Source organism: Solimonas fluminis, from assembly GCF_002930645.1.
Classification (GTDB): Bacteria; Pseudomonadota; Gammaproteobacteria; order Nevskiales; family Nevskiaceae; genus Solimonas_A; species Solimonas_A fluminis.
In genome coordinates this window covers 60,811-81,588 of the sequence record NZ_PSNW01000010.1, presented here as the reverse complement: position 1 = coordinate 81,588, position 20,778 = coordinate 60,811, and the positions used below count along the sequence as shown (strand labels likewise).

Below are 20,778 nucleotides of genomic sequence, written 5' to 3'. Positions count from 1 at the left end.
TCACGCACCGCCATCGGCGGCGGGGGTCGACGGCGGCGGCTGGGCCTTCGCGGCCTGCACCTGCAGGTAGGTCTGGAAGGCCACACCGGCAAACCACATGCCGAAGCGGAATTCCTGCTGGTAGGGGCGCAGCCAGGCCGGCATGGCGCCGTTGTGCTTCGCCAGGACCGGCGCCAGCGCTTTCGCGCCATCGGCCTTCGTCTTGGTGTCGTAGCTGATCTGTACGCGGGTGCCCTGCCCGACCGCCAGGGCGATCATGTCCAGGCCGAACGACACCAGCATCTGCGCTTCGTTGTCGAAGTCGGGGGCGGCGGGCTGAGCGGTGCCGGGCTGACTCGAGCTCGCATCGCCGTCGGCGGCGAGCATGCCGGCGGCTTCGCGTTCCAGCAGGTCCAGTGCGTCCGTGTTGCTGAACGGCAGGGTTGGTGTCGGCGCGGCCGGCGGCGGGGTCTGGCTCTCGGTGCTCATGGGTTCCTCAGCTGAACAGGGGGAAGTAGGAAGCCGGGCGGCGCGGGAGTACTTCCTCGTCGCCCGTGGCGGTGCTCGATGCGGCCGCCGGCTCCGGGGCCTCTTCCGGCGGCGGCGGCAGGAACTCGGCCGGCATCGGCGGCGGCGGCGATGCCGGATCTAGCTCGGGGAGGTTGCCCTCGGCGTCGGCCATCTTGGCGTTGTCGAGGATCCAGGCCTGAAAGCGCTTCCCCTCGTTCATGAAGTTGCCGTGGCACTCCGGCGCGGCGATGTACAGCTGGCCGAGGCGGCGCCCGCGCGCGAACTTGCGCACGTAGGCGCGCGTGGCGCACAGCGGGCAGTGGATGACACCAAGGTTCTCGGACACGGCTGGACCTCCTACGCGGGCGGCGGTTTGAGTTTTTCAGCAGCTCGGCACGTTCGGGCCGTCTTGCCCTCGGTGATTTTCACGGTCCAGCCAGGTGGACCCTCGATCTGCGGCAGCCGGTAGCCCTTCACCGGCTGGAAAGCACGCTCGGAAGCTGTTTGCACCTTCTCCGAACGTGAAAAGTTGTTTTCCCTTGTCGAGCCAACCCAATACCTACCGGCATCGGTAAAAGCGATGCGGCCCATCCACTGGATAGGTTGCTCTTCGTCGGTGTCTTCGGGCTCGGTGAGGCCATAGAGGCAGCCGTAGCTGGCCATCCAGCGGGTGCCGATCCAGCGCTCCACGCCGTTCTTGTCCGTAATGCGCTTCACGGTGCTGCCGAACCACTCGGCCAGCTGGGTGTCGGTCCAGGCCATCATGGGCGGCGCTGTGGAGCCGTCAGCGGCCTTGTCGGCGGACTTCTCGGCGATCATGCGGGCCGGGTACTTGATCAACTCTTGGATCGTGCCGATCAGGCCGCGCTCGTCGGGCTCCACGGCCTCGATATGCACGTTGGCGCCCCACATGTCGCGCACGGTCGCGTAGTCGAAGTCGAAGCCCTCGCCGTCCTGCACCAGCAGCAGGGCGTTGAGGTGCACGTTCCAGTCGCCACGTGCCGAAACGGGGCATTCCAGCTGCGTCAGGGCGCCATGGATGCCTGGGCCCTCGTAGGGGAGCACGTGTCGCTTACCGTGCTCGTCCGGCAGGCTCTTGAGGCGCTTGGCGGGCTGCCAGTGCTTGATGGACCGTTTGCGGGGGCCGTAGCCGAACGTGGCGCGCTCGACGTCACGGATCGGCCGCACGGTGCCCAGGAAGTCGCGGAACCGCTGCTGGATCACCTTGTTGCCCACGGCCAGGCTGCCCGTGTCGAAGTTGGGCAGGGTGAAGACGCAGTAGAACAGGCGCCGGCCGCGCTGGCTGCGGTGCCAGCGGATGATTTCCGGGGTGTAGAGCTCGGCCACGCGGCGGGTGTTCTCGCGCGAGCCGTCGGGGCAGAGCTTGGTGCTGCCGCATTTGAAGTTCCAGGCGATGACCTTGTCACCCTCGCCGTTGACGCCCCACACGCCCTCGGTGCGGCACATCTTGGCGCGCTGGGCGTGCAGGTCCATCAGGGAGGCGACGCCGCGATCCACAGCGGGATTGCGGGCGGCGGATTCGATCCGCAGGGCCAGGTCGTGCTCGATGCGCCGGCGGTTCTCGCGCTCGGCCAGGGTGTCGACCAGTTCCTCCTCGCAGCGCTCCACCTCGGCGAAGTTCTCGTAGCTGTCCTTCGCGTACGTGGCAATGAAGCGGTCGGCTTCGTTGAAGCGGTCGAGGGCGTGCTGTGCCCAGGGCTGGAACGGGCTGTCCGGCATGAAGCCGGGCTTGAGCTTCTGGGTGTAGCCGGACGTGGCGTAGAGCCGCGCGGTGTTGGCCAGCGAGGTGCCGATGCCGTTGAAGGCATCGCGCTGCATGTCCAAGCGCTGGGCCTGGATCAGGCGGGCCAGTTCGCGGGATTCGGTGCGGGGCTGGGGGTGGTTCACGACAGAGCGTGCGCGATATGCCGTGCGTACGTGGCCACGGCGCGCCAATAGGCGGCCATCGGACCTTTGCGGCGGCGCCATGCGTTCTCGGCCTCGGCGTTCGCCTGGTCACGTAGCTGGCGCATGACAGCTTCGATTCGCGCGCGGTCCTCGGCAGGCAGTTGCAGCAGGGCCTTGCCGGCGGGAAGGTTCAGCAGGGGATTGATATAGCCCATTACGCCTGCGCCCAATCCCCGCACCAGTCGCCGGCACCCGTGCGGGGCCAGATGGACTCTGTGACGCCGGCCGACCGTGTGACACGGGGGGCATGGCGGCGGCACTGGCCCTGCCCACGGCACCAGAACGCGCACTCGCTGCAGGAGGCAGCGTGCAGGAAGGCTTCGGCGTAGTTGCGGGTGCCCTCGGCGTCGGTCACGGGCGGCACGTCGCCCATGGCGTCCAGGCGGTGCCGTGCCTTCACGTGGTGGGCGGCGCGGTCGTGGGCGATCTGGGCGGGGGTCATGGCAAACTCTCCGGCGTAACCGGAGCCACCGATGACCGATCTTGACCAGCAGTCTCCCCCGCCTCCTGCCCAGCAGATTGATCCGAACGTGGAGGTGTTCCGGATGATGGTGGTAGAGGGGGCGCGGATAGTGTCAGACGGTAACGTCCGTCAAGAGAAAGAGCGAACGCAGCAAGCGCGAGAAGAAACAGAGCGTCTGCGGATTGCGACGGACCGGGGCGAGAAGCAGGACCGAGCGACACACAGAAAAGAGATGTTCGGTCTTGGGGTGGTCGCTGCTGTGATTGCGGTGGCGATGTTTTCGGGTCGCTGGGACGTTGTGACCCATGCCCTGGCGGCGGCGGCGGGGTTTGTGGGGGGCGTCGGCTATCACCACGCCTCGAAAGGCTAGGCCCGATCAGCAGGCCGAGGCCCAGCCCTAGGGCCAGCGACAGCAACAGCCCCAGCAGATCGCCTGTCACGGGGTCACCCCGTGCAGCAGGAACCCGGTCACCACGCCCACGGTGAACGTGGCGAAGGACCAGCCGGCACGTTCCAGGGCGCGGCGGCGCTTCTCGGTGGCACGTGCACGTGCAGCGGCGGCACGGCGGAACGCGGCGTACTCGGACAGGGGGACGTGGGGGGAGCCCATCACGACGAGAACCCCACGCACGTGCCGACGGCGCGCACGGCCATGGCGACCTGGGCGGCGATGCCGGCGGGGATCGGGCCGGACACGTGCACCTGACCCGTGGCGGTGTCGCCTTCGATCAGGGTGTCACCCACGCGCAGCCAGTGGTGGCTGCCGTGGGTGCACGGGGCGCGCGGCGCCGGCTCGGGGAGATTGGGGAACAGGGCCAGGGCGTTCACGAGGTGAAGCCCAGGGTGGTTTCGGCGCGCTCGGCGTCGATGGCATCGGCCGCGGCGTACAGAGCGCGGGCGATCTCGCGGGCGACGTCCGGCGCCAGGATGGCCGTCAACCCTCCGGTCTGCAGCGCCACGGGCGGCTGGATGGTGCTGTAGCCGATCGACACCGACCATTGCACGGGGCCCGACTCGATCGTCAGGACGGGGAAGCGCTGGTACAGCGGCTTGCGCTGTTCAGGCTGGGTCTGGGGTGTAGCTGCAACAGTGTCCATCGCGTCATCTCCGGTTGGTTCAGCCCTCCCCGGTCCAGATCGGGGCCCCGTTTGGGGCCCCTTTCCACCGGAGGCGTGGCTGGCCCGGGAGCTACCCGGGTTGGAGCGGACGCTAGATCAACTATGGTTGATTTATCAACCACCTTTGTTGCTTGAAGACCCTTTCTTGCTTCAACTACCCTGCATTAGCTGTGTTTTCGGTTGGAGGCACCGGAAAATGAACTCTGCTGGCTATCTCGACGCCATTCGCGCGCGTCACAACCTACCCTCGGATTACGCGGTAAAAAAGCTGCTGGGGGTGTCTCAGTCGCGCGTCAGCAACTGGCGTACAGGGCGGGCAGATTTTGACGAGGAGTTAATCCCTCGAATCGCCGAACTTGCTGGGATGGACCCGGTGTTGGTTTTCGCCGATGTGTCCGCAGCCCGCGCCAAATCAACGTTTGCGCGTGATGCGTTCGCGAAGCTGGCCGACATGGCCAGGGCTCACGCGAGCGCGCAGGCAGCTACCGCCACGGCAACTGCTGGCGGTAAGAAGAAGGGTCGGAAAAAGAAGAAGGTGGAGGCCAGGGTCGGAATTGAACCGGCGTACGCGGATTTGCAGTCCGCTGCATAACCACTCTGCCACCTGGCCACCGGACGGCTGGGATTCTACCAGCCGCTGAGACTAAAAAACCCCGGCATTGCTGCAAGGGTTTTCTTGAAACTGGAGCGGGAAACGAGGCTCGAACTCGCGACCTCAACCTTGGCAAGGTTGCGCTCTACCAACTGAGCTATTCCCGCGTCTTGAGAGCGCGCATTTTATAGAGAAGTGAGGGCAAGTCAAGCTTTTTGCGCGGGTTTTCTTCAAACGTCCCAAATTGCTCAATTATTGTCCGCCATCAGCGGCCAGGCCGCCCGCAGATAGACCGCCATGCTCCAGATCGTCAGTACGGCGGCGATGAACAGCAGGCCGTAGCCGAGCTGGTAGATCGGCAGATGGAAGGTAGGAATCTCCCAGATCATCATGCCGATGGCGGTCATCTGGAAGCCGGTCTTGACCTTGCCGATCCAGCTCACCGCCACATGGGTCCGGGCTCCCAGTTCGGCCATCCACTCGCGCAGTGCCGAGATGGTGATCTCGCGGCCGATGATCACGGCCACCAGGGCGGCGAGCATGCCGCCCGGCTGGTCCTGGAGCAGCATCACCAGGCAGACCGCCACGAGCAGCTTGTCCGCCACAGGATCCAGGAAGGCGCCGAACTTGCTGGTCTGGTTCCACTTGCGCGCCAGGTAGCCGTCGAGCCAGTCGGTGATGGCGGCGGCGGCGTAGATGACCGTGGCGAGCTGCCGCGAGACCTCATGCCCGGCGATATGCACGGGAATGTAGAACAGGGCCAGCACGACCGGGATGGCGGCCACGCGGCCCAGGGTCAGGGCCAAAGGCAGGGTGAGCTTCACGCAGTCGTCCTGGTTGTCATGTCCGACAGATTACCCGACTCCAACGCCTGGCCGGCAAGCCACGGGGTGAAAAAACCGGCCCTAGTGGAAATGGGCGTAGATGCGTTCCGCCAGCGTGCGGGAGATGCCTTCCACCCGTGCCAGGTCGTCGACGCTGGCGCGCTTGAGCTGCGCCAGGCCGCCGAAGCTCCTCAGCAGCGCGCGCCGCCGGGTGGCCCCCAAGCCCTCGATGCTGTCCAGGTCGGATCCGAGGCGGGCTTTCTCGCGGCGGCCGCGGTGGCCGGTGATGGCGAAGCGATGGGCCTCGTCGCGGATGCGCTGGATCAGGTGCAGGGCCGGCGAATCGCCCGGCAGCCGCAGCGGAAACTCCCGCTCCGGCAGGATCAGTTCCTCCAGCCCCGGCCGGCGCGTCGGCCCCTTGGCGATGGCCACGATGCGCAGGTCCTCGATCCCGGTTTCGTCCAGTGCTTCCAGGGCCGCATTGAGCTGCCCCTTGCCGCCGTCGATGAACAGCAGGTCCGGCCGCTGGACCTCGCCGCTCTTGACCCTGGCGAAGCGCCTGCCGACGGCCTGCTTGATGGCGGCGTAGTCGTCGCCAGGCGTGATGCCGTCGATGTTGAACTTGCGGTAGGCCGACTTCAGCGGCCCCTGGTCGTTGAACACCACGCAGGAGGCCACTGCGCGCTCCCCCTGCGTATGGGAGATGTCGAAGCACTCCAGGCGCCGCGGCGGGCTCTCCAGGTCCAGGGCGCGCTGCAGTTCCAGCATGCGCTCGTCCATGCTGGCCATCTCGGTCAGGCGTGTGGTCAGGGCCTGCTGCACCGTGCTTTGCGCCATTTCCAGCAGGCGCAGCTTGGGGCCCCGCTGCGGACGATTGATGGTGACCTTGCGGCCCGCCCGCTGCGCCAGCGCGGCCTCCAGCAGTTCCGCATCCTCCAGCTCGTGGCTGACCAGGATCTCCGGTGGCGCCGGCTGCTCCAGGTAGTGCTGGCTGAGGAAGCTCTCCAGCAGCTCCTCCGGCTCCACCTGCGGCGGATGCCGGGGGAAGTGGCTGCTGTGGCCCAGGTTGACGCCGTCGCGCACGCTGACCACCGCCAGGCAGCTGCTAGAGGCGTGCGGCGCCACGGCGATCACGTCCAGGTCCTCGGCGCCGCCGGTCAGCGCACGGCTTTCGCGTACCCGCTGCAGCGCCGAGATCTGGTCGCGCAGGCGCGCGGCCCGCTCGAAGTCCAGCACCTCCGCCGCCTGCTCCATCTCGGCCCCGAGATCCTTGGCCAGCTCGTCGGCCCGGCCCTCCAGCATGCGCTGGGCATTGGCGACGTCGCGCGCATACTCCTCCTCGCCGATCAGGCCCACGCAGGGGGCGCTGCAGCGCTTGATCTGGTGCTGCAGGCAGGGACGCTCGCGGTGGTTGTAGAAGGTGTCACGGCAGGGCCGCAGGCGGAACAGCTTCTGCAGCGTGCCCAGGGTGTCGCGCACCGAGCTGGCCGAGGGAAACGGACCGATGTAGCGATCCTGGCCGATCTTGGCGCCGCGGTAGTAGGCGATGCGCGGGAAGCGGTGGGCGGTGAAGCGGACGTAGGGATAGCTCTTGTCGTCGCGGTACGAGATGTTGTACCGCGGCGACTGCTCCTTGATCAGGTTGTTTTCCAGCAGCAGCGCCTCGTCCTCGGTGCGGGTGACCGTCACCTCGATCCGGCGGATCTGCGACACCATGCTCTCGATGCGCGGATTGCCGCTGGCGCGCAGGAAATAGCTGCCGACGCGCTTCTTCAGGTTGCGCGCCTTGCCCACGTACAGCAGCTCCCCTTCCGCACCGTACATGCGGTAGACACCCGGCTGGGTGGTGAGCTGCGAAAGGAAACTGCGGGAGTCGAAGGACTCCGTCTGGGGCTTCATGCCCCTATTTTAAGGCTCTCAGGCCCCGGCGGCGGGCTCCGAGGACTTCTCGTCCAGCAGGCCGTAGCGCATCGCCATGCGGGTCAGCTCCACGTCGTTGGTGACGTTCAGCTTCTCGAACAGGCGGTAGCGGTAGGTGCTCACCGTCTTGGGCGACAGGTGCAGCCGGTCGGAGATTTCCTGGGTGGAGTACCCCTTGGTCACCATCAGCATGACCTGGGTCTCTCGCTGTGACAGCTGCTCGAAGGGCGAACCGCCGTTGTTGCCCTTGACCAGGGAGGCCGCCAGGTTGCCGGCGACATCCGCGGCCACGTAGTGGCCGCCGGTATTGACGCGGCGGATCGCCGCCACGACCTCGTCGGCCGCGGAGTCCTTGCTGATGTAGCCGGCGGCACCGGCCGCCAGCATGCGGCTGGGATACGGCTCCTCCAGATGCATGGACACCACGATCACCCGGGCGGCCGGCAGCTTCTGCAGCAGGCGCCGGGTGGCCTCCAGGCCACCGATGCCCGGCATGTTGATGTCCATCAGGACCACGTCCGGGGTGTGGCTGCGCAGCAGGTCCAGGGCTTCCTCGCCGCTGGAGGCTTCGGCGATGACCTCCATGTCCGGCACCTCCTGCAGCACGCGCTTCAGGCCCGCCCGCACCAGGCGATGGTCGTCCACCAGCATGATCTTGATCATGAAACCCTCCGTATGGCGCCATTCTAGGCGAAAACCGCCGCCTGTCCCCCGGCACGGGCAGGCAAACGTAACAAAACGGTCAGACGAGCGTCACATCAGCCGCCTAGGCTCAGGCCGGTTTATCCCAGCCACTACCCCCAAGCCAAGGAACGCCAGCGCATGAGTCACCATGACCATGACGACGATGTCGTCACCAATACCTCCGCCAACCCCCACATCATGGAGATCGCGGAGACGCGCTTTACCCGTCGCCAGACGCTGTTCGGTGGTCTCTCCGCGACCACCGCTGCGCTGTTCGGCAGCCTGAGCCTCGCCGGCTGCGATGACGACGACAACGATGAACCCGCTACCCCCCCGGTCGAGGAGCCGATTCCGACGCCGAAGCTGAGCTTCGTGCCCGTGCCCAAGAGCACGGCGGACGTGCTTACGGTACCGGATGGCTACACCGCCCAGGTGCTGTACTCGCTGGGCGATCCGATCAAGGAAGGCGTCCCGGCCTGGGCCGACAACGGCAGCGAAACGGGCGCCTCCTACGTGGACCGCGCCGGCGACCATCACGACGGCATGTATTTCTTCGGCCTGGCCGCCACCGGTGCCACCCCCGATCCGAAGGCCTCCGATCGCGGCATCCTCTGCATGAACCACGAGGCGCTGACGACGACCTACCTGCACGCCGCCGGCGAAACCCGCGTCAGCGGCAAGCGCACGGTGCCCGACGAGTGCATCAAGGAAATGAACGCCCACGGCGTTTCCGTGATCGAGGTCAAGAAGAACGCGGCGGGCAAGTTCGCGGTGACCAAGGGCAGCCTCAACCGCCGCATCACCACCTTCACCGAGATGGAACTTTCAGGCCCTGTGCGCGGCGACTCGCAGGTCGTGACCAAGTTCTCGACCAACGGCACCAAGACCCGCGGCACGGTCAACAATTGCGCCAACGGCTACACGCCCTGGGGCACCTACCTGACCTGCGAGGAGAACTGGGCGGGCTATTTCGCCCGCGCGGCCGATGACAACTCCAAGCGCACCGGCGATATCGCCAAGCAGGCCACCTCGCTGGCCCGCTACGGCAACGCGCAGGGCGCGGCCGGCCGCCACCTCTGGGAAACCGCAGGCGCGGACGACCAGTTCGCCCGCTGGATCACCGGCGTGACCGGCGATGCCGCCACCGCCGACTACCGCAACGTGATCAATACCTTCGGCTTCGTGGTCGAGATCGATCCCTACGACACGACCAAGACGCCGAAGAAGCGCACCGCGCTGGGCCGCTTCGCCCACGAAGGCTGCTGGCCCGGTCCGGTCAAGGCCGGCAAGCCGGTCGTGTTCTACATGGGCGACGACAACCGCGGCGACTACATCTACAAGTTCGTCTCCACCGCGAACTGGGATCCGGCGGACGCCAACAAGGCCGACCGCATGGCGGTGGGCGACAAGTACATGGACAGCGGCAAGCTGTACGTCGCCAAGTTCAATGCCAACGGCACCGGCGAGTGGGTGGAACTGACGTTCGACAAGAACGGCCTGAACGCCACCAGCCCCAACTACCCCTTTGCCAACCAGGCGGACGTCTGCCTCAACACGCGCCTGGCCGGCGACGCCGTGGGCGCGACCAAGATGGACCGTCCGGAATGGGGCGCGGTGAACCCGATCAACGGCGAGGTCTACCTGACCCTCACCAACAACTCCAACCGCGGTTCCGCCTCGCAGCCGGTCAACGCCGCCAACCCGCGCAACTACGACGCCGATACCGGCAGCACCAGCAGCAGCCTCAACGGCAATGTCAACGGCCACATCATCCGCTGGCACGAGGACGGCGACAGCCCGGCGGCCACGACTTTCGAATGGGATATCTACCTGTTCGGTTCGCGTTCCACCTATCCGGCCGACGTCAACCTCTCCAACCTCGGCGCCAACAATGACCTGTCCAGCCCCGACGGCCTGTGGTTCGACCCGCGCGGCGTGCTGTGGATCCAGACCGACGACGGCGCCTACACCGACACCACCAACTGCATGATGCTGGCGGCCGCGCCCGGTGCCGTGGGCGATGGCGGCGACATCACCGTGGCGGGCCAGACGACCTACAAGGGCAAGAACCCCACGTCCAATGACCTGCGCCGCTTCCTGGTGGGTCCGAAGGACTGCGAGATCACCGGCATCGCCATGACGCCGGATGGCAAGACCATGTTCGTCAACATCCAGCACCCGGGTGAGAGCGGCTCCCTCGCAGCCCCGCTCAGCCACTGGCCGGACGGCGGCGTCACCCGCCCGCGTTCGTCCACGGTCGTGGTCACCCGCGACGACGGTGGCGTCATCGGCATCTGAAGCTTCCCGCTGTACTCTTGAGCCATTCGGCCCGCGCAAGCGGGCCGTTTTCTTTCCGGTTCCCGGAGAGCGGCTAGCCCTCTTCCGGCGCGACGCGCTCCCGCGAGCGGATGCCGGCACGCACATGATCGGGGATGGGCGCAGGCTTCTGCTGGGTGTAGTCGAACCACACCAGCGTGCCGCGCGTGACAGCCACCAGTTTCTCGCCGACGAACATGCCGGCCTCGGTCTTCATGCTGGAGCGGCCCAGGCGCGCGATGCGGAAGCCGGCGTCGACCACCGAGGGGTGGTGCAGCTGCGCGACGAAGTCGCAGCCGAGATTGGCCAGGATCAGCCCCTCTTCCTTCCAGAAGCGCGGGTTGTCGCGGCTGAACATCTCGAAGTAGTCCAGGCGCACGGACTCGTCGAAGACGAAGAAATTGGTGTTGTTGACGTGACCCAGTGCATCCAGGTCACCCCAGCGGGTGGGAATCTGGAGGAAGTGGCCGTAATCGCTGCGCTGCGGGGTGCTCATGGAAAGACTCCGGAAGATGTCCCGGATTCTGCCCTGCCGCACAGGGAAATGGGGGTTATCGGCGCCAGAACGGCTTGCGCTTCTGCTCCAGCCCCGCCAGCCGCAGCTGGGCCAGCCGCAGGATCTCGCGCTTGCGCGGATCGGTGGCGTAGGGCCACTCGGAAATCTCGTCCATGCTGCGATGGCAGCCCACGCAGACATGCTGCGGGTCCAGCCGGCAGACGCCCACGCAGGGCGACTCGATCTCGTCGTCCTCGCCCACGGTCAAGGTGCCGGCGCCTGCCAGCGCAGGCTGCGGATCACAGCCTCGAAGTCGCGGCGCAGCCGGGGGAAATCATCGATCGGCGCCGACCCTACCAGCAGCAGTCCCTCGTGGCCGCGCACCAGCAGGGCCGCGAGGCTGCGCCGCGGTTCCATCTGGCCGGACAGCTCGATCTCGCGCAGCTCCGCCTCGACGCCATCCAGGGCCAGGCGCTCGGAATGCACCACGCGATACGCGCGGGCCTGGGCCCTGCCCTGCTCTTCCTTGTAGCGGACATAGCTGTCCAGGCTCGCCGGGCGGCCGCTGGGCTGCGGCCGCATCGGGTCGCTCGCCACCAGGAAGAAGCTGCGCCCGACCAGCTGCCCCTGCTCCGTCGGCAGCGCAAAGAACAGGCTGCCGGGGCTGGTATCCGTCCGCCAGCCGGCCGGCACGCGCAGCTGCAGGCCTGCCGCCGGCACGTCCACGGCCTGCGGCGGCGGCTGGCGCTGGCAGGCCGCCAGGCCCAGCAGCAGCAAGGCGGCCAGCAGCAGCCTCACTTGGTGAAGCTCATCTCGAAGGCCGGCTTGGGCTCGCCCTTGTCGTCCACGTCGGTGGCGATGCCGCCGGCGCCGACGCGGTAAGCCGCACCGGTGAAGCGGTTGCCGCGCAGCTCCACCCAGAAGAAGCCATGCGTGTCGCCGACCTGATAGAAGGCCTCGTTGCGCGCCTGGTCCTGGATGCTGCGGTGCTTGGAGGCGGCACCGGAGAGGATGTGGTGGGTCTTGCCGCAGGAGGCCACCGGCTTGAGCCAGTACAGCTCGTGGTCATGGCCATTGAAGAAGACGTCCACCTTGTCGCAGATCGTCTGCTCGAGGAAGAGCTTGTAGTCGGCACCGCGGCAGCTGGGGCTGATCAGGCCGGCCAGTGCGCAGAGGTCCGGCTGGGCGCCGCCCTCGTAGTTGCCGGCATTGCCATGCATGCCGTTGGACACGTAGGGATGGTGAGCCAGCGCAAACTTCCAGGTGGCCTTGCTCGCCGCCAGCGCCGCCTGCATGTCGGTCTTCTGCTCGGCGATGTAGGTCTCGAGGTTGGCACCGTTCCAGGCCGGGTTCAGGTCATTGAAGAAATGGGTGATCGGGCTGGAGTCGAGCACGAACAGTTCGACCACCGGCTTGCTGCTGCCGCGCGGCCAGCCCTGCGTGTAGTAGCGCGCCGGCATGGTCCACTTCGAGGACTTGGCGGTATAGGCCACCTCGTGGTCGCCGCGCTCGTTGGTGCCGCCGCCGCCCAGGGGCGAATTGGAGTTGTCGTGGTTGCCCAGGGCCATGAAGAACGGGAAGTCCAGGTTCTTGTAGGGCTCCTCGAAGGCGGACTGGAAGATCGGGTCATCGACCGAGTCGGCGCCCTGGTCGTAGATGTTGTCGCCGGCACCCACGGCAAAGTCGCAGCCGCGCTGGGCGCAGACCTTCTCGACGATCTTGGCCACGTCGCCGGATTCGGGCGGCGCACCCGAGTCCCCCAGGACGATGAAGCGGACGACGCCCCCGGAGGAGCCGCCGCCGGAGCCGATCTCGTCGGAGCCGCCCTGACATCCCGAGAGGACCAGTGCAGTAGCAATAAGCAGGCGCTTGAACATGAATCACCCCTCTCCAGGGAGGCAGAAAACGGAAAACCGCGTGCCACCGGAGGGTAGCACGCGGTCTGGTACCGGAAGATGATCGAAGAGGATTACTCGACGATGATCTTGAACTCGACGCGGCGGTTGCTCTCGCGGCCGGCCTCGTTCTCGTTGGAAGCCACCGGCTGGAACTCGCCGTAGCCCTGCGCGGTCATGCGGCCGCTGTCGATGCCGCGGCCGATCAGGTACTGGCGCACCGACTCGGCGCGCTGCTGCGAGAGCAGCAGGTTGAAGGCCTCGGTACCGATGGCGTCGGTGTGGCCGCCGATCTCCACGGCCAGGTTCTTCTGGCTGCTGAGGGTACGGGCCACGCCGTCGAGGATGCCGCGGGAATCCTCGGTCAGCTCGGCGGAGTTGTTGTGGAACTTGACGCCCTGAAGGGTCATGGTCTGGCCCACCACGCAACCGGCCACGTCCACGGTCAGGCCGCGCTTGGTCTCGGGGCAGCGGTCCGCCACGTCGGGAACGCCGTCGCCGTCGGTGTCGGTGCCGGTACTGGCGACCGGGCAGCCGTTGGTGTTGACCGGCGTGCCCGGAGGCGTGCCGGGGCACTGGTCGACGCTGTCGAAGATGCCGTCGGCATCGGTGTCCACGGCGCAGTCGCTGCGGCCGGTGACCGGATCGACCACGGAAATCTCGCACTCGCCCGGCTTGCCGACCGGCTCGCTGCGCTCGGCGAAGAACGGCGTCAGCGGCACCTGCAGGCCGACGTTGAAGCGGTAGTCGATCAGGTAGTCCTCGCCCGAGACCGACTCGTCGTTGTACTGCGCCTGGGCGCGGGCTTCCGTGCGGATGCCCAGGCCGTACCAGGGCAGCGGGAACAGCAGGCCGGCACCGACGTTGAGGCCGCCGTGGACGTGGTCGTCACCGCGCACGTCTTCCTGGATCAGGTTGACGCCCGCCAGCACGAAGGGCTTGAAGCGCGGCACGTACTTCACGCCGGTCTGCGGCTCGCCGTAGTGGTGCACCAGGTCCAGCGACAGGGCCGACTGGTAGTCCTTGTTGCCGTCGATCTCGCGCTCGCGGCCGACATCAAGGAAGCTCAGTTCGAGCGCATTGTTGCTGCCCCAGTCGATCGGCATGCCGATGTTGAGCTGGAAGCCCTGGCCGTCATCGGAATCGCGCGCGCTGTCGCCGATCTCGTAGGAATAGAACGCTCCGACATACGGAATCTCGTAGCCGTCCGTGGTAACCGCGTAAGCCGGGGCGACACTGAACATCGCCAAGGCCGCCGCGCTGATGATCCGCATGCGCATCGCTCTTCCCCTGTTATGAACCGCCGAAAAGAAAAAATCCAAGCACTATCGCAACTTGGAGTGATTATTCGTCGAATATAATGTATTGCCGATGACAGCGGCAACCTTGCCCATGTTATGGGCAATTTCTCCTAGCTACCCCTTCCGGATGGGCCCTTTTCCGGCCCTCATTCATGCCTGGGCGCAGTCGCCGATCAGCCGCGGGCCCTGGTAGATGAAGCCGGTATAGATCTGCAGCAGGTCGGCACCGGCCCGGCGCCGTGCCCGGGCATCCTCGCCCGAGCAGATGCCGCCCACGCCCACCAGCGGGTAGTCCTTGCCGACGCGCGCACGCAGCTGGCGCAGGGTCTCGCAGGCCAGGCTCTCCAGCGGCGCGCCCGACAGGCCGCCCTGCTCCTTCGCCAGCGCTTCCCGTTCCAGTCCCGGGCGCGACAGCGTGGTGTTGGTGGCGATCAGGCCGTCGATGCCCAGTTCCACGGCCAGGCGGGCGATATGGTCCAGCTGCGCCGGGCTGACGTCCGGCGCGATCTTCACCAGCAGCGGCGTGTGCTTGCCGTGGCGCTGCGCCAGTTCCCGGTGCTCGGCCTTCAGCGTCTTGAGCAGGGCCTCCAGCTTGGCCTCGTCCTGCAGGTCGCGCAGGTTCTTGGTGTTGGGGGAGGAAATGTTGACCGTGACGTAGCTGGCCGCCTGATAGACCTTGCGCAGGCAGATCAGGTAATCGTCCGCCGCGCGGTCGATCGGCGTGTCGGCGTTCTTGCCGATGTTGATGCCGAGGATGCCTTGGTAGTCGGCCTTGGCCACCTGCTGCAGCAGGTAGTCCACGCCCTTGTTATTGAAGCCCAGGCGATTGATCAGGGCCTGCTGCTCCACCAGGCGGAACATGCGCGGGCGCGGGTTGCCCGGCTGCGGCCGCGGCGTGACCGTCCCCACCTCGATGAAGCCGAATCCCAGGCGCGCCCAGGCCTCGATGCATTCGCCGTTCTTGTCCAGCCCGGCCGCCAGGCCCACGCGATTGGGGAAATGAAGGCCGAGCAGCTTCACCGGATCGTCCGGGGCGCGGCCGGCGAAGGGCGCCGTGGCCAGGCGCGGCCAGTGCTTGAAGGAAGTAATCGTCAGCTCGTGCGCGCGTTCGGCATCGAGCTGGAACAGCGCGCTGCGCGCCAGCGAATAGAGCATGGGGACTGGGACTACGGGGCGTTGAGGGCCGGACGCGCGGGCGGCGCCAGGCGTTGCTTGATGATTCCGGGCAGCGGCAGCACGCGGGCCAGACGGGCCCGCAGGCTGCGGCTCTCTTCGTACAGGCGATCCTGCGTGAAGGTCACCGGCAGGCGCAGCAGGCCGCGGGCCACGTCGGCGGCCAGCTTCTTCTTGGATTCGTTCTCGTACAGCGAGCCGAAGCTGCCGGCGGCGGCGAACAGCGCGCGCGACAGGTGCAGGTAGTCGCGCTTGAGCACCACGCCGGCATGCTGGGTGTTGGACATCAGTTGCAGGATCGCCTGGCCACGGCGGTAGAGGCCGTCGGCCCCTTCCCGCTTCAGTTCCGGGATGAAGTTGCCGAGCGTCAGCGGCCGGATGTTCTTCTTGGCCAGCGTCTCGTCCAGCAGCGCCTTGATCTCCGCGCGGCGCACGGCATTGGCCTCCGGCTGGGTGCTGACGCGGATCAGCGTGTCCGCCAGCAGGTCGGTATCCGCGAGGATGGCGCCGGCCAGGTAGTCCCAGACCAGGTTCCATTTGCCGTCCAGCGGCACGACATTGCCCCAGTCGATCAGGTGCAGCGAACCGTCCGAGCCGATCATGATGTTGCCCGGGTGCAGGTCGCCGTGCATCTCGCCGTGCACCATCACGTGGTACAGCAGCGTATACAGCAGGCGCTCCGAGATCTGGCGCTGGAAGCGGCAGCGCTCCGACAGTGGCATGCGGCGCAGGGCGCGCGTCAGGCTGGTGGCGTCGGAGAGGTATTCCATCTCGATGATGCGCCGCGTGTGATGGTAGATCGCGGGCACCTTCCACATGTTGGACTTGAGGCTGCGCTCGTAGAAACGCAGGTGGTGGCGAGCCTCGCTCTCGAAGTCCAGCTCCTCCACGAAGCCGGCGACGAACTCGTCGATCTGCTCCTGCATCGCCCGCAGGAACGGCGCCAGCTTGGTATGCGGCGCCCAGTACTGCGACGACATGATCGCCAGGCCCAGCACCAGCTTGCCGATGATGAACTCGCGGTCGATGTTGTGGCGGCCGACCTTGATCACCACCGGCTTCAGGACTTCCTTGCCGTCCTCGATGAAGGGCTTCTTGGCGAAGTACACGCTGCCGATGGAGCCGGACTTCACCGGCCGCGCCGGGTCGAAGTCCATGAACAGCTTGTGCGCCGGCTTGCCGTAGCATTCCAGGAAGGCGGAGGTCACCTCCTCCTCGGTCATGGCCGGCACGTCCTCGTGGAAGACCGCCAGCTCCCTGGCGATCTCCTCGGGCAGGAAGTCCGTGTTGGCGGCCGCCACCTGCGCCATCTTGATGAAGAACGGACCGAACTCCCGCACCATCGCCGCCACGATCTGCGCCTGCGCGCCGAAGTCGCGCGGGTCGGCCTGGAAGAACGGCTTGATGTGGCGCAGCGCGCGGATCTGGCGCCGCACGATGGTGGCATCGTTTCGGATGATCGCCGCGCGCCGCAGGATTTCGTTGAGCTGCCACTGGTTGAAGCGGCGGCCGGCCTTGAGCAGGTTGACGATCTCCACCAGCTGCGGCTCGTAGGTGCGCAGCACCAGCCGCACCATGTCCAGCGTCAGCTCGCCCAGGCCCTTGAGGTCCGGCGAGGAGAACAGCTCGTTGAAGAACAGCCAGAACTCCTGCACCAGCGCCTCGGGCACCGGTACCGGCGAGCGTGCCGTCACCTGTTCCACCAGGAAGCGGATCAGGTCCTCGGTGGACTGCTCGTTGGGGATCAGGTGCCGCTTGCGCAGGTAGCTGGTCAGCTTCTCGGTCTGGCGCAGCAGCGGGTGCTGGTACAGGCCCTCGAAGGCCTTGTCGATGGCGAGGGTCAGCTCGTCGCGGGTGACATCCGGCTCCGACGCCAGCAGCTTCAGCAGCGGCGCAAAGCCCTTGGTCAGGCGGTAGGTGGACGTCGTGAACGCTCCGAGCCCGCGCAGCAGGCCGAGCTGCTTGTCAGCGAGATCGGAGGGCTCGGAGTGGTTCACGGCAGGCCCAGCAGGTGCCCCAGCTTGGCGGCCTTGGTGGCCAGGTAGGATTCGTTATGCGGATTGCGGCCGCTTTCCAGCGGCACCCGCTCGACGATGGTCACCCCCGCCTGCTCCAGCGCGTCGAGCTTGCGCGGGTTGTTGGTCATCAGGCGGATATGGCAGAGATCCAGCTCCTTGAGCAGGTCGATGGCGAGGCCATACTCGCGGGCGTCGGCCGGGAAACCCAGCTGGTGGTTGGCTTCCACCGTGTCCGCCCCCTTGTCCTGCAGCGCGTAGGCCCGGATCTTGTTGCCCAGGCCGATGCCGCGGCCTTCCTGGCGCAGGTACAGCACCGCGCCCCGCCCGTCCTCGGCGATCTTCTGCAGCGCAGCGTTCAGCTGCGCCCCGCAGTCGCAGCGCAGCGAAAACAGCGCATCCCCCGTCAGGCACTCGGAGTGAATGCGGATCAGCGGCGGTTCACCCGCCAGTTCGCCGAGCGACACCACCACATGTTCCTTGCCGTCGTCGGACTGGAACACGGTGATGCGGAACTCGGCGAAGGGGGTCGGCAGCTTGGATTCGGCGATCCGTTGGAGAGTCATGCGGCAGATTATCGGGCCTTCCGGTCTCAGCCGCCCGGAATGCATTGAAGTCGTTATCTTTTTTACCGCCCGGCCAGGAAGCCAGGTGGCATTCGGCGCATTGTGACGGCTTTGCAAAGAAATGGGGAGGGCCTTGCGGCCCTCCCCATGCCTCAACCGCGCTCTCCAAGGAGCCCAAGAGGCCGTCGCGAGCGGCCCGAGGTTGCAGCGAGGAGCACAGCCGTACTGAAGTACGGCGAGCACCGCAGATGCAAGATCGGGTCGCGCAGCAGGCCTATTGGGTTCCTTACGCGCCCATCCAGTTCTGGCCGCAGACCCGCAGCGTCGAGCCGTTCACGCCGCCCGCCGCCGGAGAGGCCAGGAAGGCCACCGTCTCGGCGATGTCCTGCGGCAGGCCGGCCTGCGACAGGGAGTTGATGCGGCGGCCGACTTCGCGCGGGCCCAGCGGCATGGCGGCGGTCATGGCGGTCTCGATGAAGCCCGGGGCAACGGCGTTGATCGCACCGCCACGCTTGGCCATGGTGGCGGCCAGGGCCTGGGCGTAGCCGATGACGCCGGCCTTGGTCGAACCGTAGTTGGTCTGGCCGGCATTGCCGGCGATGCCGCCGATGGACGAGATGCAGACGATGCGCGCACCGTCCTTGAGACCGTTCTTCAGCAGGCCCTCGTTGATGCGCAGGATGGCGCCCAGGTTGATGTTGAGCACCAGGTCCCACTGCTGCGGGGACATGTTGCGCAGCATCTTGTCGCGGGTCACGCCGGCGTTGTGGACGACGATGTCCAGGCCGCCGAACTTGCCGACGACCTCCTGGGCGATGCGGTCGGCCGCATCCGGGGCGGTCACATCCAGCGCCAGGCCATGGCCGCCGATGCGCGACATGGTCTCCCCCAGGCCGCCCTCGGCCGAGGGGTGATCCATGCCGATCACGGTGGCGCCCTCGCGGGCCAGCGTCTCGGCGATGGAGGCACCGATGCCGCGGGCGGCGCCGGTCACCAGGGCCACCTTGCCGGCCAGCGAGCCGGTCAGGGGCTGCGGCTCGCCGCCCTTGGGGCCCTTGCCCACGCGCAGCAGCTGGCCGGTGACGTAGGCCGAGTGCTCGGACAGGAAGAAGCGCAGCGGCGCCGACAGCCATTCCGCGCCGCCGTCGGCCACTTCCAGCAGGTTGGCGGTGGTGCCGTTCTTGCCGATTTCCTTGCCCAGCGAGCGCACGAAGCCGCGCAGCGCGGTCTGAGCGGTCTTCAGGCCGATCTCCTCGATCTCGTCCGGGGCACGCGACAGGACCACGACGCGGCCGTTGGACGGCAGGCTGCGCACCAGCGGCTGGAAGAAGTCATAGAGCTCGCGCAGCTGCTCGGCGCTGGCGATGCCGGAGGCATCGAACAGCAGGGCATGGCTGCGCGGGGCGCCCGACTCGGCCGCCGGATTGCCGGTGACGGCGATGCCCAGCTCGGCGGCGGCCTGCTTCACGGGCGCCAGGCCGGCATGCTCCGGAACGATGCGGACCACGGCACCGGCGGCGGCCAGGGTTTCCAGCAGGGGCTTGGCCAGGGCGGCGCCGTTGCCGGAGCCCACGGTGACGAACTTGCCGTCGAGCGGACGGTCGGCCCAGGCGGCCTTGGCGCGGTTCAGGCGCGGCGGCTGCGGCAGGCCAAGCAGGTTGGCCAGGCTCTTGCCGAAGGGGGTCTGGGTGAATTCCATCAAGCGATCGCTCATCGCTGCTCCTGATTGCTTTGCCGTAACGAAGGGGGTGGGAGCCAAGAAAGCTCCGCCAAGACAACCAAGCTAACCCATCGCCGCCGTAGCGTCCTTGGCCGCGCTGACACCGCTTTGCGCCGTTGAAATCAGGGCTTTCCGCCGCCGCATTGACGGCGCGCAGGCGGCTGTCGGATAGTTTTCCGACCTGATGCTCGTCATAATTCGCGCCCCAGCCGCTCCACGGCTGATTCCTTGCGGCGCCCATAACGAAACCGTATTTCTGGAGGGTTGGACCAGATGAACAAAGCCCTGACGCTTGGCGTCGTTTCCGTCGCGATCACCGCCGGAACCTACTTCGTCCTGCATGCCATCGCGCCGCAGCGTCACGTGGAGGAGAAGCGCCAGCAGCAAGGCCCGACGGTGGAGGAAGTCTTCGCCAGCGAGCTGAATCTCGCCGCGATCGACTCCGCGGAGGCGCCCGCCGCCGCGCCCGCAGAGGCCGCCCCTGCCGGAGACACGGCTGCCGCCGATGAAGCGGCGCCGGTGGAGGCCTCCGCCGATCCGGCCGCCGCCGAGGCCCCCGCGGACACTTCCGACGCCGGCAACGGCGACATGGGCGCCGTGGACGCCGCCGCCGCCCCGGCGCCGGCCGCCGAGCCTGCTCCGGCTGCCGTGGAACCGCCGCCCGCGGCCGAGCCGCCTCCGGCCGCCGAACCGGCCCCTGCCCCGGTCGCCGAAGCCCCCAAGCCCGCCGCCAAGCCGGCCGAAAAGAAGAAGCCGGCCCCGGCCAAGCCGGTCGGCCCCTGGTGGGGCGCCGAGTCGCCCAACGAGCTGTCGCTGGTGTACGCCGGCTCCGCCGCCTACAAGAAGGCCGTGGTGCTGATGTTCAACGGCACGTTCGATAGCGCCGCCAGCGCCGACCAGAACATCAAGGTGAAGGATGCCGCCGGCAACGCCGTGTCCGGCAAGTGGGAACTGGGCGCTAGCAACAAGAAGATGCTGGTGTTCCCGGTGGCCAAGAACGGCCGCTACACCGTGACCGTCGGCAGCGGCGTCACCGACCGCAACAACCGCGCGCTGGGCAAGAAGCTGGCGGGCCCGGTGCAGGTGCAGTAAGCCCCGAGCCGCATGGAGGGATGAGGCGATGCGCTTTGGCGATGCCTTGAAGGGCAGGCCTGCGTCGCCGAACGCCCGGCCACGGATGGCCGGGCGGGGCTGCAATGGGCGAGCCAATGTCTCGCCATGGATGGCAGCCCCATCGC

Annotated in this window: 23 protein-coding genes and 2 tRNA genes; 3 read left to right on the top strand and 22 right to left on the bottom strand. The window is 67.3% G+C overall.

What is annotated here, in order from left to right; genetic code table 11:
• From C3942_RS16855 to C3942_RS16835, 5 genes are read right to left on the bottom strand one after another with little or no spacing between them, the layout of a single operon-like run.
• A complete protein-coding gene (locus tag C3942_RS16855) occupies nt 1–468 on the bottom strand; it encodes a hypothetical protein (protein ID WP_104231529.1) in 468 nt (155 codons plus the stop codon).
• A 7-nt stretch (nt 469–475) separates the two neighbouring features.
• Nucleotides 476–835, bottom strand: coding sequence for a hypothetical protein (locus C3942_RS16850; protein WP_104231528.1), 360 nt, complete (start codon nt 833–835; stop codon nt 476–478).
• A gap of 11 nt (nt 836–846) precedes the next feature.
• Nucleotides 847–2,397 carry a hypothetical protein gene (locus C3942_RS16845; RefSeq protein ID WP_104231527.1) on the bottom strand — a complete coding sequence of 517 codons (1,551 nt, stop codon included), beginning with the start codon at nt 2,395–2,397 and terminating at the stop codon, nt 847–849.
• Nucleotides 2,394–2,612, bottom strand: coding sequence for a hypothetical protein (locus tag C3942_RS16840; protein ID WP_104231526.1), 219 nt, complete (start codon nt 2,610–2,612; stop codon nt 2,394–2,396). Before C3942_RS16840 ends, C3942_RS16845 begins: the two co-directional genes overlap by 4 nt.
• Entirely contained in the window at nt 2,612–2,899 is a 288-nt protein-coding gene (locus C3942_RS16835) for a hypothetical protein (protein ID WP_104231525.1), read from the bottom strand. Before C3942_RS16835 ends, C3942_RS16840 begins: the two co-directional genes overlap by 1 nt.
• A 31-nt stretch (nt 2,900–2,930) precedes the next feature.
• On the opposite strand from C3942_RS16835, the gene C3942_RS16830 reads away from it, so the two are divergent.
• A complete protein-coding gene (locus C3942_RS16830; protein ID WP_104231524.1) occupies nt 2,931–3,290 on the top strand; it encodes a hypothetical protein in 360 nt (119 codons plus the stop codon).
• A 66-nt stretch (nt 3,291–3,356) separates the two neighbouring features.
• On the opposite strand, the gene C3942_RS22395 is transcribed toward C3942_RS16830, so the two are convergent.
• The 8 genes from C3942_RS22395 to uvrY form a co-directional block, all read right to left on the bottom strand.
• Nucleotides 3,357–3,533 (bottom strand): hypothetical protein, encoded by a 177-nt coding sequence (locus tag C3942_RS22395; RefSeq protein WP_165797498.1) that lies wholly within the window; start codon nt 3,531–3,533, stop codon nt 3,357–3,359.
• Nucleotides 3,530–3,748 (bottom strand): hypothetical protein, encoded by a 219-nt coding sequence (locus tag C3942_RS16825; protein ID WP_104231523.1) that lies wholly within the window; start codon nt 3,746–3,748, stop codon nt 3,530–3,532. The genes C3942_RS22395 and C3942_RS16825 overlap by 4 nt, the downstream gene beginning before the upstream one ends.
• Nucleotides 3,745–4,017, bottom strand: a complete 273-nt coding sequence (locus C3942_RS16820; protein WP_104231522.1) for a hypothetical protein — start codon at nt 4,015–4,017, stop codon at nt 3,745–3,747. The genes C3942_RS16825 and C3942_RS16820 overlap by 4 nt, the downstream gene beginning before the upstream one ends.
• A 557-nt stretch (nt 4,018–4,574) precedes the next feature.
• A tRNA-Cys gene (locus C3942_RS16815) sits at nt 4,575–4,648 on the bottom strand.
• Between the two features lie 73 nt (nt 4,649–4,721).
• Nucleotides 4,722–4,797, bottom strand: a tRNA-Gly gene (locus tag C3942_RS16810).
• A gap of 81 nt (nt 4,798–4,878) precedes the next feature.
• Nucleotides 4,879–5,454, bottom strand: a complete 576-nt coding sequence (gene pgsA, locus C3942_RS16805; RefSeq protein WP_104231521.1) for a CDP-diacylglycerol--glycerol-3-phosphate 3-phosphatidyltransferase — start codon at nt 5,452–5,454, stop codon at nt 4,879–4,881.
• A gap of 81 nt (nt 5,455–5,535) precedes the next feature.
• The gene (gene uvrC / locus C3942_RS16800; protein WP_104231520.1) at nt 5,536–7,353 is read right to left on the bottom strand and encodes an excinuclease ABC subunit UvrC; all 1,818 of its coding nucleotides are present in this window, start codon (nt 7,351–7,353) and stop codon (nt 5,536–5,538) included.
• An 18-nt stretch (nt 7,354–7,371) separates the two neighbouring features.
• On the bottom strand, nt 7,372–8,037 hold the full coding sequence (gene uvrY / locus C3942_RS16795; RefSeq protein ID WP_104231519.1) for a UvrY/SirA/GacA family response regulator transcription factor: 666 nt from the start codon (nt 8,035–8,037) through the stop codon (nt 7,372–7,374).
• A 159-nt stretch (nt 8,038–8,196) separates the two neighbouring features.
• Between uvrY and C3942_RS16790 the strand changes: the two genes are divergently transcribed.
• Nucleotides 8,197–10,356: a PhoX family protein gene (locus tag C3942_RS16790; RefSeq protein WP_104231518.1), complete on the top strand. Its 2,160-nt coding sequence runs from the start codon at nt 8,197–8,199 to the stop codon at nt 10,354–10,356.
• 73 nt (nt 10,357–10,429) lie between these two features.
• On the opposite strand, the gene C3942_RS16785 is transcribed toward C3942_RS16790, so the two are convergent.
• The 9 genes from C3942_RS16785 to C3942_RS16745 all read right to left on the bottom strand — a co-directional run bounded on the left by C3942_RS16785 (nt 10,430) and on the right by C3942_RS16745 (nt 19,534).
• A complete protein-coding gene (locus tag C3942_RS16785) occupies nt 10,430–10,870 on the bottom strand; it encodes an acyl-CoA thioesterase (RefSeq protein ID WP_165797497.1) in 441 nt (146 codons plus the stop codon).
• Between the two features lie 55 nt (nt 10,871–10,925).
• A complete protein-coding gene (locus C3942_RS16780) occupies nt 10,926–11,132 on the bottom strand; it encodes a DUF1289 domain-containing protein (protein ID WP_104231622.1) in 207 nt (68 codons plus the stop codon).
• 2 nt (nt 11,133–11,134) lie between these two features.
• Nucleotides 11,135–11,668: a hypothetical protein gene (locus C3942_RS16775; protein WP_104231516.1), complete on the bottom strand. Its 534-nt coding sequence runs from the start codon at nt 11,666–11,668 to the stop codon at nt 11,135–11,137.
• Entirely contained in the window at nt 11,665–12,747 is a 1,083-nt protein-coding gene (locus tag C3942_RS16770; RefSeq protein WP_104231515.1) for a metallophosphoesterase, read from the bottom strand. The genes C3942_RS16775 and C3942_RS16770 overlap by 4 nt, the downstream gene beginning before the upstream one ends.
• 92 nt (nt 12,748–12,839) lie before the next feature.
• On the bottom strand, nt 12,840–14,039 hold the full coding sequence (locus C3942_RS16765) for an OmpA family protein (protein ID WP_165797496.1): 1,200 nt from the start codon (nt 14,037–14,039) through the stop codon (nt 12,840–12,842).
• Nucleotides 14,040–14,216: 177 nt separating this feature from the next.
• Complete coding sequence (locus tag C3942_RS16760) at nt 14,217–15,221, bottom strand: quinone-dependent dihydroorotate dehydrogenase (protein WP_104231513.1); 1,005 nt, start codon at nt 15,219–15,221, stop codon at nt 14,217–14,219.
• Nucleotides 15,222–15,232: 11 nt separating this feature from the next.
• Nucleotides 15,233–17,236, bottom strand: a complete 2,004-nt coding sequence (locus C3942_RS16755; RefSeq protein WP_104231512.1) for an AarF/UbiB family protein — start codon at nt 17,234–17,236, stop codon at nt 15,233–15,235.
• Entirely contained in the window at nt 17,233–17,820 is a 588-nt protein-coding gene (gene ribA / locus C3942_RS16750; protein WP_104231511.1) for a GTP cyclohydrolase II, read from the bottom strand. Before ribA ends, C3942_RS16755 begins: the two co-directional genes overlap by 4 nt.
• A gap of 286 nt (nt 17,821–18,106) precedes the next feature.
• Nucleotides 18,107–19,534: a 3-oxoacyl-ACP reductase gene (locus tag C3942_RS16745; RefSeq protein ID WP_104231510.1), complete on the bottom strand. Its 1,428-nt coding sequence runs from the start codon at nt 19,532–19,534 to the stop codon at nt 18,107–18,109.
• 279 nt (nt 19,535–19,813) lie between these two features.
• On the opposite strand from C3942_RS16745, the gene C3942_RS16740 reads away from it, so the two are divergent.
• A complete protein-coding gene (locus tag C3942_RS16740; protein WP_104231509.1) occupies nt 19,814–20,632 on the top strand; it encodes a hypothetical protein in 819 nt (272 codons plus the stop codon).
• The last annotated feature ends 146 nt before the right edge of the window (nt 20,633–20,778 follow it).

Excerpts from the sequence above, each read along its gene's own strand:
- C3942_RS16855 (WP_104231529.1), bottom strand. The coding sequence starts at position 468 with ATGAGCACCGAGAGCCAGACCCCGCCGCCGGCCGCGCCGACACCAACC.
- C3942_RS16840 (WP_104231526.1), bottom strand. The coding sequence starts at position 2,612 with ATGGGCTATATCAATCCCCTGCTGAACCTTCCCGCCGGCAAGGCCCTG.
- C3942_RS16835 (WP_104231525.1), bottom strand. The coding sequence starts at position 2,899 with ATGACCCCCGCCCAGATCGCCCACGACCGCGCCGCCCACCACGTGAAG.
- C3942_RS16830 (WP_104231524.1), top strand. The coding sequence starts at position 2,931 with ATGACCGATCTTGACCAGCAGTCTCCCCCGCCTCCTGCCCAGCAGATT.
- C3942_RS16820 (WP_104231522.1), bottom strand. The coding sequence starts at position 4,017 with ATGGACACTGTTGCAGCTACACCCCAGACCCAGCCTGAACAGCGCAAG.
- uvrC (WP_104231520.1), bottom strand. The coding sequence starts at position 7,353 with ATGAAGCCCCAGACGGAGTCCTTCGACTCCCGCAGTTTCCTTTCGCAG.
- uvrY (WP_104231519.1), bottom strand. The coding sequence starts at position 8,037 with ATGATCAAGATCATGCTGGTGGACGACCATCGCCTGGTGCGGGCGGGC.
- C3942_RS16790 (WP_104231518.1), top strand. The coding sequence starts at position 8,197 with ATGAGTCACCATGACCATGACGACGATGTCGTCACCAATACCTCCGCC.
- C3942_RS16785 (WP_165797497.1), bottom strand. The coding sequence starts at position 10,870 with ATGAGCACCCCGCAGCGCAGCGATTACGGCCACTTCCTCCAGATTCCC.
- C3942_RS16770 (WP_104231515.1), bottom strand. The coding sequence starts at position 12,747 with ATGTTCAAGCGCCTGCTTATTGCTACTGCACTGGTCCTCTCGGGATGT.
- C3942_RS16765 (WP_165797496.1), bottom strand. The coding sequence starts at position 14,039 with ATGCGGATCATCAGCGCGGCGGCCTTGGCGATGTTCAGTGTCGCCCCG.
- C3942_RS16760 (WP_104231513.1), bottom strand. The coding sequence starts at position 15,221 with ATGCTCTATTCGCTGGCGCGCAGCGCGCTGTTCCAGCTCGATGCCGAA.
- ribA (WP_104231511.1), bottom strand. The coding sequence starts at position 17,820 with ATGACTCTCCAACGGATCGCCGAATCCAAGCTGCCGACCCCCTTCGCC.
- C3942_RS16745 (WP_104231510.1), bottom strand. The coding sequence starts at position 19,534 with ATGAGCGATCGCTTGATGGAATTCACCCAGACCCCCTTCGGCAAGAGC.
- C3942_RS16740 (WP_104231509.1), top strand. The coding sequence starts at position 19,814 with ATGAACAAAGCCCTGACGCTTGGCGTCGTTTCCGTCGCGATCACCGCC.